Raw genomic sequence first — 13123 nt, 5'->3', positions numbered from 1 at the left:
GTTTTATTTGCCGATGCAGAAGCTCGAAAATATTTTTCCGAGCAGGTCATCGGCAGTCATTTCACCGGTAATTTCCCCCAGCGCCTGCTGTGCACGGCGCAGGTCTTCTGCCAGTAATTCGCCTGCGCCCATTTCATGCAGCTGGTGGCTGCCATTGTGCAGGTGATCACTGGCTTCCTGCAGCGCCTCGATATGGCGCCGGCGGGCGCTGAAGGTCCCCTCGGTGCCACCGGTAAAGCCCATGCAGTTTTTCAGGTGGGTTTTCAGGGTATCGAGACCGGCACCGGTGGCGGCACTGATACCGATTACCGGCACGGAATCGGTGTGTGCCTGCAGGCCGGCGCTGTAGTCGGTCAGGTCTATCTTGTTCAGCACCACAGTCAGGCGACTGCTGTCCGGCAGCTGTTCAGTGAAGGCCGGCCATATTTTTTCCGGATTCAATGACTCCGCTTCACTGGCGTCCACTACCAGCAGGATTCGGTCCGCCTGGTGTATTTCCTGCCAGGCGCGCTCGATACCAATCTGCTCAACCTTGTCCGGCGCATCGCGCAGGCCGGCGGTATCGGCAATATGCAGCGGCATGCCATCGAGGTGGATATGCTCGCGCATGATGTCGCGGGTGGTGCCGGCGATATCGGTAACGATGGCGGTGTCGCGGCCTGAAAGCGCATTGAGCAGGCTCGACTTGCCCGCATTGGGCCTGCCGGCGATCACTACCTGCATGCCCTCGCGCATGATCGCGCCCTGTTTGGCTTCGGCAAATACCTTCTGCAGGCGCTGGGTAATTGCGTCGAGATCTGTTGCGACCTTGCCATCGGCGAGGAAATCAATTTCCTCCTCTGGGAAGTCGATTGCGGCTTCCACATAGATGCGCAGGTGGGTCAGCGCGTCGACCAGTTCATTGATGCGCTCGGAAAAGGCGCCCTGCAGCGAGTGGACGGCATTGCGCGCGGCCTGTTCACTGTTGGCTTCGATCAGGTCGGCGATCGCCTCGGCCTGGGCCAGGTCGATCTTGTCATTGAGGAAGGCGCGCTCAGAAAACTCGCCGGGCCTGGCCATGCGCGCGCCGAGGTGAATCACGGCCTGCAGTAGCTGGTCGAGAATCACGGGGCCACCGTGGCCCTGCAGCTCGATGACATCCTCGCCCGTGAAAGAGTTGGGGCCCGGGAAATACAGCACCAGGCCCTCGTCGATCACCTGGTCTTCCGCGCGTGGGTCGCGGAAGCGGCAGAAGCTGGCCAGGCGCGGTTGCATCTCGCGCGCGCAAATGTGCCTGGCGATACGGAGCGCATCGCCTCCGGAGATACGGATCACACCGATGCCGCCGCGGCCGGGCGCGGTGGCAATGGCGGCGATGGTGTCCTGGTTCAGGCTTTTGCTGGTCATGGGCTAAGTATTGTCGATCTGCACAAATAAAAAGGCCAGCTGGTAAAAGCTGGCCTAGGTAGTGTCTGGTGGCGGGTTATTTCCCTTCCGCCGCCTCGACCTGTTTGTTGATCACCCAGGTTTGGGCAATCGTGATCAGGTTGTTGGCGATCCAGTAGATGACCAGGCCTGCCGGGAACCACAGGAAGAAGAAGGTCATCATGATCGGCATCATCTGCATGATCTTGGCCTGGGTCGGATCCGTCGGCTGCGGCTGCAGTTTCTGCTGGAACCACATGGAGACACCCATGATAAGCGGCAGCACGAAATACGGGTCCTTGATGGACAGATCCTGGATCCAGCCGATCCACGGGGCGTGGCGCAGCTCGACGGATTCCATCAGCATCCAATAAAGGGCAATGAACACCGGGATCTGCAGCAGGATCGGCAGGCAGCCGCCCATCGGATTGATCTTTTCCTTGCGATACAGCTTCATGGTGGCTTCTGCCAGCTTCTGGCGATCACCCTTGTGCTGCTCCTGCAGGGCTTTCATCTGCGGTGCAAACTTGCGCATTTTCGCCATGGAGCGCATGCCGGCAGCGGACAGCGGGTAAAGCAGTGCCTTGATCAGTACCGTGAGCAGGATGATGGACCAGCCCCAGTTGGCGATGATGTTGTCGTGAATCCAGTTCAGTACACGGAATAGGGGCTTGGCAATCCACCACAGCCAGCCGTAGTCTACGGTCAGGTCGAGTGACGGTGAAATCTCTTCCAGGCGGTAAACGTCCTTGGGGCCCACGTAGAAGTCGGCGCTCAGTTCGGCACTGGTGTTGGGATCGATGCGGGTCTGGGTGGAACTGAAGCCCAGCGAGAACAGGTCCTTGCCCGGCAGTTTCTGCATCTTGAAGCTGTTGCGTGCCTCGGCGTCCGGTACCCAGGCGCTGATGAAGTAGTGCTGCACCATGGCGATCCAGCCGCCGGTGATGGAGGCCTCGCTGGACTTCTCCGCAATTTCCTCAAGGTCCTGTTTGAAATACTGTTTCTCTTCGGTACGCATGGCACCGCCGAGGAACGGACGTACGCCAACGCCGGCGTCGGTGATTGCCGGGCTGCTGTCGCGACGGATGTCACCACACAGCGTGGCGAGGATGGCGCGGTCGCGGGTGTTCTCCACCAGGTAGGCAGTGTTGATCAGGTAGTCGCCGCGCTTCAGGGTGTAGCGTTTGGTGATGTTGAGTCCGTTGACCTGTTGCTTGAGGTCAACTACCAGGGAATCCTGGCCCTCGCTGATTACGTAGTTGTCCTGGTCGGTGCTGAACAGCGGGCGTCCGGCGCTGCACTGGCCCTTGCCGTCGAGCAGGCCCGATCGTGCAATGTAGGTGTGGTCGCGGGTCTGGTTGAGCAGGATCAGCGGACGGTCGGGCGTGTCGATCTCCTCGTAGTGTTGCGGCAGCGCGGCCTTGACGATGTCGCCGCCCTGGGTGTCGATCAGCAGTTCGAGCACGTCAGTGCGCACACGTACCAGCTTGCGGGCGCTATCCGTGGCCCCGGCAGTCTCGGCATCGGCAACTTCCGGAATACCGTCTTCTGCCACAGCAGGAGCTTCCGCTGCCGGCAGTGTCTCTGCCGCCGGTTGCTGGGACTGGCTGATGACGGTTTCCTGGTCTACGACCGGCTTGTGGGATTCCTGAAACTTATTCCACTGAATAATCAGGCCAAAGATACAGGCGGCAATACCACCCAAGAGCAAATTTCGTTGCCAATCCATTTCAAAACCTAATGGTTGTCGTTGTGTTGTGGCCTTTGCGGCTTTTTTTCTGGAACGGGGTCGTGTCCCCCGGGGTGCCAAGGATGGCATTTTATAAGGCGCAGCGCAGCTAAATAACCCCCTTTGAGAAACCCGTACTCCTTTATTGCGTCTTCGGCATAGTGGGAGCAGGTGGGGTAGAAGCGGCACTGGTTGCCTACCCAGGGGCTGAGCAGGTATCGATACACCTTGATCAGCGCCAGTCCCGCACGTTGAGCGATGTTCACGATGCACCCGCCTCGCGCAGGTGTTGTTCCACTCGCTTCTGCAGTTTGCGCCATAACTTGCCAAACATCTTGTGCAGGGCCGCGGTGTCCATCTCCCCGGCGCCGGGACGTGCGATCACGACCACATCAACAGGCAGGTGTACAGCGAAGTGACAGCGGAATGCTTCACGGGCAATACGTTTGAATCGGTTGCGGTCGCAGGCGAGGCGGATTTTCTTTTTGGCGACTACCAGGCCCATACGGGAGCAGGGCTGGTTGCTGGGCCGGGCCAGCAGTACGGCCTGTGGATGAGCCGATTTGATTTGCGGTTCACTAAAGACCGCATTGAAGGCGTCGGCAGTAAGCAGGCGACGGGTTTTACCGAAGCTTTGATCGGGGCGATCCTGTCCGGTGTTCACCCAGGTGTGCCTGCTACTGCAGTGGTCAGGCAGGTGGCGCTATTAGGCAGCCAGCTGCTTGCGACCTTTAGCGCGACGACGCGCGAGGATCTTGCGACCGTTGGCAGTTGCCATACGGGCACGGAAACCGTGGGTGCGCTTGCGCTTCAGATTGCTGGGCTGAAATGTACGTTTCATGTCTACCGTCCAAATAATTCTCAGTTCGCTCGCAACTGTTGGGCGATGCGGCTCAAAGGCGCGGCATTGTATAAAAGGCGACCGCTGAAAGCAACGGCCTTTGACAGATAAAATGCGCTTTCCAGTGGCTAAGCCTAGCAGTGTGGCGGTGGCGCGTCCTATATACGTCCTATATAAAGGAAGCAGGTCCGGGTTTTGGTACGGAAAGTACGGATTGTCTGTGTGCGGGGTTGTTACGCACGGCTATTCCTCAGGATATCCACAGGCGTCTGTGAGTAAAATACCTTTTTCCCAAAAGTAAATAGTGTGCGATTAAAAAATAGTCTTATTGTCTAAAGGACTTGAGCTGCTGGGAATTTTTTTGCGCGATGTCGGGAAATCTGTGGATAGATTCTGGGGATAAGTTTATACTCGCTCGCTGCTTGCGACGTTGTTTGTCGCTTATTTTGGGGGGTTATTTTGCCGGAAGCCGTTTGGAGGCAGTGTTCCGCGTGTTTGCGCGATGAACTGCCTGCGCAACAGTTCAATACCTGGATCAGGCCGCTGCAGGTGGGCGATGGGACCGCGGATGCCGCGGGTCTGCATCTCACTGCGCCCAACCGTTTTGTGCGGGATTGGGTGGTCGACAAATTCCTGGACCGAATAGTCAGTCTGGTGCAGCAGTTTGCCGAGTCGGGGGAGCATCTGGAGGTTTCCATCGGTATTGCACAGCGAGCGGTACCGGCAAGCCGTTTTCGTCGGGATGCCTCTCGCCAGCAGCCGGAACCCTTTCCTGTTTCAACGGCGGCAGTGGCGCGCAAGTCCGAACCTTCACCCGAGTCACCGCCGCGCAAGCCGCTGATCATCGAGAAGCCACCCGAGCGCCTGCGTCCTCGCAAAGTGGAGGTGGAGGGCGCGATCAAGCACGCCGGTTCCCTCAATAGCAACTTTACATTCCAGTCCTTCGTTGAAGGCAAGTCCAACCAGTTGGGCCTCGCCGCTGCGCAGCAGGTGGCCGACAATCCGGGTGGTGCCTATAACCCGCTGTTTATCTACGGCGGGGTGGGGCTCGGCAAGACCCACCTGATGCAGGCGGTCGGTAATGTCCTTGTGGAGCGTAACCCGAATGCCAAGGTGCTGTACCTGCATTCCGAGCGGTTTGTGGCGGACATGGTCAAGGCGCTCCAGCTCAATGCAATTAACGACTTCAAGCGTTTCTATCGGTCGGTGGATGCACTGCTGATCGATGACATCCAGTTCTTTGCCGGCAAGGAACGCTCCCAGGAAGAGTTCTTCCATACCTTCAATGCACTATTGGAGGGTGGTCAGCAGGTGATCCTGACCTGCGATCGCTACCCGAAGGAAATCAATGGGCTCGAGGAGCGGCTCAAGTCGCGATTCGGCTGGGGCCTCACGGTGGCGGTGGAGCCGCCGGAGCTGGAGACCCGGGTGGCCATTCTGATGAAAAAGGCCGAGCAGGTTGGCATTGACCTGCCACATGATTCGGCTTTCTTTATTGCGCAGAGAATCCGGTCGAACGTGCGCGAGCTGGAAGGGGCGCTGAAGCGGGTGATCGCCAGCGCGCAGTTTACCGGCCGTGCAATAGATGAGATTCTCGTGCGGGAGGCGCTCAAGGATCTGCTTGCGCTGCAGGACAAGCTTGTCAGTATCGAGAATATCCAGCGTGTTGTCGCTGAATACTACAAGATCAAGGTCGCGGATTTGCTATCCAAGCGACGCAGTCGCTCGGTGGCACGGCCGCGCCAGGTAGCCATGTCGCTTGCCAAGGAACTGACCAACCACAGCCTGCCGGAGATCGGGGATGCATTTGGGGGTCGGGACCATACGACGGTACTGCACGCGTGTCGCAAGATTCGTGAGCTGCAGGAATCGGATGCGGATATCCGTGAAGACGTAAAGCTTTTGACCCGCTCCCTCACGACGTGACGGGCGGTGGCCCCGGCGCTTCGCATAGGTAGCCGGGGCCCAGATTTATCTTTGAAAGAATCCTAATAAAAAGGGGCATTTTAACGCGATGAAATTTTCAGTTAGCCGGGATGCGTTGTTGAAGCCGTTGCAGCTGGTTGCCGGCGTTGTTGAGAAGCGCCAGACGCTGCCGGTGCTTTCCAATGTTCTGATGCAGCTGCGCGGCCAGGAGCTGTCCCTGACCGGTACGGACCTGGAAGTGGAGATTGTTGGTCGCCTGCCGGTGACTGGTGTTGACCTGGAGGGGGAGGTGACTGTCCCCGCACGCAAGCTGGTGGATATCTGCCGTTCCCTGCCGGACGACGCCGAATTGAAATTCGAGCGTGACGGTGAGCGTATGATTCTACGCAGTGGCCGCAGCCGCTTCATGCTGTCGACGTTGCCAACCAATGACTTCCCCAATCAGGAAGAAGCTGACGCCAAGGCCAGCTTCGACATTCCGCAGGCCGAGATTCGCCGCCTCGTCGAAGCCACTGGTTTCGCAATGGCCCAGCAGGACGTGCGCTACTACCTCAATGGCCTGCTGTTGGAGTGTCGCCCGCAACAGTTGCGTGCGGTCGCCACAGACGGTCACCGCCTGGCGATGTGTGATCGCGATGTGCCGGGTATCAACGTAGCGGAGCCGATCCAGGCCATCGTGCCGCGCAAGGGTATCCTGGAACTGGCGCGTCTGCTCGAAGACAGTGATGCACCGGCAAGCGTGGTGCTCGGGAATAACCACATCCGGGTCAGCAATAGCCAGTTTACGTTTACCTCCAAGCTGGTGGACGGCAAATTCCCGGACTACGAGCGCGTGCTGCCGAAGGGTGGCTCCAAGGAAATCTACGCAGACCGACTGGAGTTGCGCCAGGCCCTTTCCCGCGCGGCGATCCTGTCCAATGAAAAGTATCGCGGTGTGCGCCTGCAGCTGTCCGACGGCCAGCTGCAGATCGTCGCGAACAACCCGGAACAGGAAGAAGCAGAAGAGATCATTTCGGTGGATTACCACGGTGAAACCCTGGAAATCGGTTTTAACGTCAGCTATTTGCTGGATGTCACTGCGGTTGTTGCCAGCGACCAGATTCGTATCACCCTGGCGGACTCCAATAGCAGTGCGCTGCTGCAACAGCCGGAAGACGGCGACTCCGTTTATGTGATCATGCCGATGCGCTTGTAAGAAGTCGGGTGTCCCTTGGCGCTAAATCGCCTCGCAATCCAGCATTTTCGCAATCTTTCCAATGTAGCCATTGATCTCCAGCCGGGGGTCAATGGCTTCTTTGGTATTAACGGTAGCGGCAAGACCTCTGTGCTCGAGGCGGTGCATATGCTGGGCACCGGGCGCTCCTTTCGGGGGCGTCATACCGGGGCGCTGGTGCAGCATGAACAGCAGGGCCTGCTGGTTTTTGGCGTTGCCGGAGCTTCCCCGGGGGTGCGGCTGGGTGTTGAAAAACAAATTGCTGGCGACAGTCGAATCAGGATTAACGGCGCGCCCGCAGCCAGCAGCTCCCAGCTGGCGGCATGTCTGCCGCTGCAGTTGTTCAATAGCGATACCTTTGCCATCCTGAACGGCGGCCCGGCGGAGCGGCGCAAGCAGTTGGATTGGGTGGTGTTCCACGTGGAACATTCGTACGGTCAACGCTGGGCGGAGTATCAGGGCACGATAAAACAACGGAATGCTTTGCTGCGCCGTGGTAAAATAAACGGTCCCGAATTGGATGCGTGGGATACCCAGGTTGCGCAGCTGGGGGAAACCCTGGACCAAATGCGCCGTCAGGTCTTTACCCGGTTGGAGACCCGCTTCAGGGCGCGTCTGGCGGAACTGGCCGATCCGCTTTTCGGTCAGACCAGTGTGGGTTATCGACGCGGATGGCGAAAGGAATTGTCCCTCGCCGAGGCCCTGATTGCCTCCCGCGATGGCGATCTCCAGCAGGGGGTCTCCCGCGTTGGGCCACATCGTGCTGACCTGCGCTTTGAAGTGCTGGGGGAGTTGGCGGAGCGGGTTTTGTCGCGGGGTCAACAGAAGATGATTACCTGCGCGTTCCGGGTCGCAATGGCTGATCTGGTCGCGGAAAGTGGCAGAAAGCCACTGTTCCTGATTGATGACCTGCCAGCGGAGCTGGACCCCGGGAATCAGTCAGTTTTGGCCCGCTGGGCCAGTGAAAGCGCGGAACAGGTGCTTGTCACGGGAATAGAAAAGACAGTTGTTGGTGCACCCTGGCGCGAGTTGGGTGGCCAATGGGGGGATATCAGGATGTTCCACGTGGAACATGGCGGTATTGCCCCGACCGAATAACCAGAAGGATGGAGTATCAGAATGTCAGAGCCAGTGAGCTATGACTCCAGTAGTATCAAGGTCCTCAAGGGCCTGGACGCGGTACGTAAGCGACCGGGGATGTACATAGGTGATACCGATGACGGCACCGGCCTGCACCATATGGTGTTTGAGGTGGTGGATAACTCCATCGACGAGGCGCTGGCGGGGCATTGCGACGAAATTCGTGTGACCATTCACCCGGATGAGTCCATTTCCGTTTCCGATAACGGCCGTGGCATCCCTACCGAGATGCACGCGGAAGAGGGTGTTTCTGCAGCGGAGGTCATCATGACCGTCCTGCACGCCGGTGGTAAGTTCGACGACAATACCTATAAGGTTTCCGGTGGCCTTCACGGGGTCGGTGTTTCGGTGGTAAATGCCCTGTCCGAGGAGCTGAAGCTGACCATCCGTCGCGATGGCAAGGTCCACGAGCAGGTCTACAAGCATGGTGTCCCACAGGCCCCGCTGGAAGTCGTGGGTGATGCCAATACCACCGGCACCACAGTGCACTTCAAGCCGTCTGCCGGCACCTTCTCCAATATCGAGTTCCACTACGAACAGTTGGCCAAGCGCCTGCGCGAGCTGTCCTTTCTGAACTCCGGCGTACGCATCGTTTTGCAGGATGAGCGTTCCGGCAAGGAAGAGGTGTACGAATACGCTGGTGGCCTCAGCGCCTTTGTGGAATTCCTGAACCAGGCCAAGAACCCGATCAACAAGCTGCTGCATTTCCAGAACCAGCGAGAAGACGGTATCGGCGTGGAGATTGCGCTGCAATGGAACGACAGCTTCCAGGAAAACATCTACTGTTATACCAACAATATCCCGCAGCGGGATGGTGGCACCCACCTGGCCGGTTTCCGCGCCTCACTGACCCGTGGCCTGAATACCTATATCGAGAAGGAAGGGCTGGCAAAGAAGGACAAGGTCAGCACGACCGGCGATGACGCCCGCGAAGGCCTGACCGCGATTATTTCTGTAAAGGTCCCGGACCCGAAATTCTCTTCCCAGACCAAGGACAAGCTGGTCTCGTCTGAAGTGAAATCCGCTGTGGAACAGGAAATGGCGCAGGCCTTTACCGATTACCTGCTGGAAAACCCGCAGGAAGCCAAGTCGATTGTTACCAAGATGATTGATGCCGCGCGCGCCCGGGAAGCGGCCCGCAAGGCACGGGAAATGACCCGTCGCAAAGGCGCACTGGATATTGCCGGCCTGCCGGGCAAGCTGGCGGACTGCCAGGAAAAGGATCCGGCGCTGTCGGAACTGTACCTGGTGGAGGGTGATTCCGCGGGTGGCTCGGCCAAGCAGGGGCGTGCGCGCAAGACCCAGGCTATCCTGCCGTTGAAGGGCAAGATCCTGAACGTGGAAAAAGCCCGTTTCGACAAGATGCTTTCAAGCGCCGAAGTTGGCACGTTGATTACCGCACTGGGCTGCGGAATCGGCAAGAGCGAATTTAACCCGGACAAGTTGCGTTACCACCACATCATCATCATGACGGATGCGGACGTCGATGGTGCGCATATCCGCACCCTGCTGCTGACATTCTTCTTCCGCCAGATGCCGGAGCTGATTGAGCGCGGCCACATCTATATTGCCCAGCCGCCGCTGTACAAAATCAGCAAGGGCAAGCAGGAACAATACCTGAAGGACGATGAGGCCCTGACGCAGTTCCTCACCAACGCCGCACTCGAATCCGCGACCCTGTACGTGAATCCGGAGGCCCCGGGCCTGTCCGGCGCGGCACTGGAAACCCTGGTTACGGAATACCGCGCAACCATGGCGATTGTCGATCGTCTGTCCCGGGTCTACCCGGCAGAAGTACTGGAGGCTTTGATCTACCTGCCGCCGCTCACCGCCGAGCAACTGGCTGACAGGGAACAGGTCAGCGTCTGGTGCAGCCAGCTGCAGGAAAAAATGGCGGCGAAAGCCGGTGGCGGCAGCCACCGTCACACCATCACCGTGGTGGAGGATGAGGAGCGCCACCTGTTCCTGCCGCAGATCGATGTCATCGCGCATGGTGTCAGCAGCAGTTATCGCTTCAGCCACGAATTCTTCGACTCCACTGAATACACGGCGTTTACCAAACTCGGCGAGCGCCTGCTGGGGTTGATCGAGGAGGATGCCTTCATCCAGCGTGGTGAGAAGAAGCAGCCAGTGGAATCCTTCACGCAGGCACTGGACTGGCTGATGGCAGAATCCCGCAAGGGTTACAATATCCAGCGCTACAAGGGTCTCGGTGAAATGAACCCGGAACAGCTGTGGGAGACCACCATGGATCCGGAAAGCCGCCGTATGCTGCGGGTGACTGTGGAAGATGCGATTGCCGCAGACCAGATCTTCACCACCCTGATGGGTGACCAGGTCGAGCCGCGGCGCGAATTTATCGAGAGCAACGCGTTGTCGGTAAGTAACCTGGACGTCTGATCGGCTGACGATAAGGACTACGCGTGTACCGCGACAGAGCCCGGTGAAGAAAGTTTTCACCGGGCTTTTTTGTGCGCGCTACAAACGTGCAGCCCGTACCCCGTGTCTTTGTCGGGTAAGTGAGTAATCACTCCAAACTACCCCTGCGATAGATCAATCTACCCACAAATATCCGTCAAAAAAATCTAAATGATAGTGATTCGCATTTACTGATCGGCTATAATTGCGCCCATCTGATACAGACTCCATTGAAATAGGAATCAACGAGATGTCTTCCAAGGGATTACTGCCGAACCCGCTGGCGCTTGCCATTGTTTCACTGATCACTGCCCCGGCGATGGCCGCCACCACCTCGATCGAAACCCTGACCGTAATCGGCGATTCGAAAAATATCGAAAAGCTGTCCGGTTCCGCACAGGTGCTGAGCGCCGAGGAACTGGAGAAATTTGAATATGCGGATATCAACCGCATCCTGCGCCAGGTACCGGGTGTCTATCTGCAGGAAGAGGATGGTTACGGCCTTCGCCCGAATATCAGTATCCGCGGATCCGGCAGCGAGCGCAGTGACAAGGTCACCCTGATGGAAGACGGCGTCATGATCGCGCCGGCCCCTTATGGCAACCCGTCTGCCTACTATTTCCCGACCAGCGGCCGCATCAGCGCGGTAGAGGTGATGAAGGGCCCGGGCACACTCAAGTTTGGCCCGGCTACCGTGGGTGGCGCAGTGAACCTGATCAGCACGCCAATTCCGGAAGTCGAGGATGGCCGTGTGCAGCTGGAAGCCGGCCAGAACGGCGAATACCGCCTGCATGCCCACTACGGTGCACAGACTGACCGCAGCGGCTGGCTGGTGGAAACCCATCAGCAGTATGCGGATGGTTTCCGTGAAATCGATCGTGCCGGCACCGCTGATATCGAGAAAGAAGATTACATGGTGAAGGGCCGCCTCAAGAGTGCGGCCGATGCCAAATACGCCCAGCAGCTGGATATCAAGCTGCAGTACTCCGAAGAAAATTCCGGCATGAGCTACATGGGCCTGAGCGAAGCGGATTTCAATCGCGATCCGAACCGCCGCTATGGCCTCACGGCACTGGACAATATGTACAACCGCCACAGTGGCATCCAGCTGAATCACAGCATTGCCCTGAGTGACGACTTCAGCCTGAACAGCCTGGCCTACTACAACAAGTTCAAGCGTGACTGGTTCAAGGTCGGTGGTCTCGGCAGCCTCATCGATGCTGCAAACAGCGGTGACCTGGATGCGCAGGCGCAGCTGGATGGCACCATGGACCTGGACGGTATTGGCATCAAGCACAACAACCGCTCCTATATCTCCAAGGGCATCGAACTGAACGCAAACTGGAACTTCGTGCAGGGTGATGCAAACCACGATGTGACCTTTGGTGTGCGTCGCCACTGGGACGAGACCGACCGCTTCCAGCCGACCGAGGTTTTCAACCAGGTCAACGGCGCGCTAGTGTTTGACTCTGTCACTGCACCGAGCAGCAGCAACAACCGCATTGAATATGCGGATGCCAACTCCTTCTTCGCCATCGATCAGGTCGAGGTCGGCGAGCAGTGGGTCGTTACTGCGGCACTGCGCTATGAAGACTACAGTTCCAGCCAGGAGCGTTTCGGCGATCCGGCGCGCACCGGTATCGATTCCAAGCGCAGCAACGACACCAGCGAGTGGTTGCCGGGCCTCGGTGCGGTTTACAAGCTGAATGAACAGGTCAGCCTGCTCGCCGGTGTGCACCGTGGTTTTGCGCCGCCTTCCGCTGGCTCCAAGGAAGGCCTAGACGCAGAGCTTTCCACCAACTACGAGTACGGTGCACGCTTTGATCTTGGCGCCTACAGTGGTGAGCTTATCGGCTTCTACAGCGACTACGAAAGCGCAACCCAGAACTGCTCCTTTGCCGTGCCCTGTGCCGGTGACCTCACCAGCGGTTCCATTGAACTGGGCAAGGCAGAGATCAAGGGCGTGGAAGCGCAACTGCAGCGTACGTTCGTGCTGGGCAACAACTGGAGCTTGCCGCTCTCTGCCACCTACACGTTTACTGATGCTGAGTTGACCGAGGGTGTCGATGGCGCCGAGCTGGGTAACGCCGACAACTTCATTTACCTGCCGGAAAACCAGCTGGCACTGACAGCCGGTATCGACAGCGGCGCCGAATGGCAGCTGAACATGATCGCCAGTTACGTTGATGAGATGTGCACGGAAAAATCCTGCGGCAACAGCCTTGAGCGCACCGAAAGCTACTGGGTGCTCGATATGGCGGCGAGCTACGATTTCTCCCCAGCTACCCAGGCCTACTTCAAGGTCGATAACCTGCTGGACGACCAGGCAATTATCACCCGCAGCCCGGATGGTGCCCGCGCCAATAAACCGCGCACCGCTACAGTGGGCGTGAAGTTCACCTTCTGACGAAGGGCAAATTTCCGGCAATAAAAAAGGGCCTCAAACGAGGCC

Annotated in this window: 10 protein-coding genes; 5 read left to right on the top strand and 5 right to left on the bottom strand. The window is 58.3% G+C overall.

The genetic code is table 11. From position 1 onward, the window contains the following. Positions 1–3 precede the first annotated feature (3 nt). The 5 genes from mnmE to rpmH form a co-directional block, all read right to left on the bottom strand. A complete protein-coding gene (gene mnmE / locus QSJ80_RS01850; protein ID WP_285762563.1) occupies positions 4–1386 on the bottom strand; it encodes a tRNA uridine-5-carboxymethylaminomethyl(34) synthesis GTPase MnmE in 1383 nt (460 codons plus the stop codon). 76 nt (positions 1387–1462) lie between these two features. Further along, positions 1463–3133 (bottom strand): membrane protein insertase YidC, encoded by a 1671-nt coding sequence (gene yidC / locus QSJ80_RS01845; protein ID WP_285762562.1) that lies wholly within the window; start codon positions 3131–3133, stop codon positions 1463–1465. Between the two features lie 8 nt (positions 3134–3141). Next, entirely contained in the window at positions 3142–3453 is a 312-nt protein-coding gene (gene yidD / locus QSJ80_RS01840; RefSeq protein WP_434219156.1) for a membrane protein insertion efficiency factor YidD, read from the bottom strand. Further along, positions 3396–3797 carry a ribonuclease P protein component gene (gene rnpA / locus QSJ80_RS01835; protein ID WP_285762561.1) on the bottom strand — a complete coding sequence of 134 codons (402 nt, stop codon included), beginning with the start codon at positions 3795–3797 and terminating at the stop codon, positions 3396–3398. The genes yidD and rnpA overlap by 58 nt, the downstream gene beginning before the upstream one ends. A gap of 42 nt (positions 3798–3839) precedes the next feature. Further along, complete coding sequence (gene rpmH, locus QSJ80_RS01830; protein WP_285762560.1) at positions 3840–3974, bottom strand: 50S ribosomal protein L34; 135 nt, start codon at positions 3972–3974, stop codon at positions 3840–3842. Between the two features lie 495 nt (positions 3975–4469). Here rpmH and dnaA point away from each other — a divergent pair, with 495 nt between their 5' ends. From dnaA to QSJ80_RS01805, 5 genes are all read left to right on the top strand, one after another. Continuing rightward, positions 4470–5900 (top strand): chromosomal replication initiator protein DnaA, encoded by a 1431-nt coding sequence (dnaA, locus tag QSJ80_RS01825; RefSeq protein ID WP_434219155.1) that lies wholly within the window; start codon positions 4470–4472, stop codon positions 5898–5900. A gap of 88 nt (positions 5901–5988) precedes the next feature. Further along, on the top strand, positions 5989–7095 hold the full coding sequence (dnaN, locus tag QSJ80_RS01820) for a DNA polymerase III subunit beta (RefSeq protein WP_285762558.1): 1107 nt from the start codon (positions 5989–5991) through the stop codon (positions 7093–7095). Between the two features lie 15 nt (positions 7096–7110). After that, the gene (recF, locus tag QSJ80_RS01815) at positions 7111–8211 is read left to right on the top strand and encodes a DNA replication/repair protein RecF (protein WP_285762557.1); all 1101 of its coding nucleotides are present in this window, start codon (positions 7111–7113) and stop codon (positions 8209–8211) included. A gap of 21 nt (positions 8212–8232) precedes the next feature. After that, a complete protein-coding gene (gyrB, locus tag QSJ80_RS01810) occupies positions 8233–10653 on the top strand; it encodes a DNA topoisomerase (ATP-hydrolyzing) subunit B (RefSeq protein ID WP_285762556.1) in 2421 nt (806 codons plus the stop codon). Between the two features lie 268 nt (positions 10654–10921). Next, positions 10922–13078, top strand: a complete 2157-nt coding sequence (locus QSJ80_RS01805) for a TonB-dependent receptor family protein (protein ID WP_285762555.1) — start codon at positions 10922–10924, stop codon at positions 13076–13078. Positions 13079–13123: the final 45 nt, after the last annotated feature.

Origin of the sequence: Biformimicrobium ophioploci (assembly GCF_030270605.1) — a bacterium.
Taxonomy (GTDB): domain Bacteria; phylum Pseudomonadota; class Gammaproteobacteria; order Pseudomonadales; family Cellvibrionaceae; genus Biformimicrobium; species Biformimicrobium ophioploci.
Note: the sequence above shows the minus strand (reverse complement) of the source record. Positions and strands in the feature narration are given on the sequence as shown.

Excerpts from the sequence above, each read along its gene's own strand:
- mnmE (WP_285762563.1), bottom strand. The coding sequence starts at position 1,386 with ATGACCAGCAAAAGCCTGAACCAGGACACCATCGCCGCCATTGCCACC.
- yidC (WP_285762562.1), bottom strand. The coding sequence starts at position 3,133 with ATGGATTGGCAACGAAATTTGCTCTTGGGTGGTATTGCCGCCTGTATC.
- yidD (WP_434219156.1), bottom strand. The coding sequence starts at position 3,453 with ATGGCGCAAACTGCAGAAGCGAGTGGAACAACACCTGCGCGAGGCGGG.
- rpmH (WP_285762560.1), bottom strand. The coding sequence starts at position 3,974 with ATGAAACGTACATTTCAGCCCAGCAATCTGAAGCGCAAGCGCACCCAC.
- dnaN (WP_285762558.1), top strand. The coding sequence starts at position 5,989 with ATGAAATTTTCAGTTAGCCGGGATGCGTTGTTGAAGCCGTTGCAGCTG.
- gyrB (WP_285762556.1), top strand. The coding sequence starts at position 8,233 with ATGTCAGAGCCAGTGAGCTATGACTCCAGTAGTATCAAGGTCCTCAAG.
- QSJ80_RS01805 (WP_285762555.1), top strand. The coding sequence starts at position 10,922 with ATGTCTTCCAAGGGATTACTGCCGAACCCGCTGGCGCTTGCCATTGTT.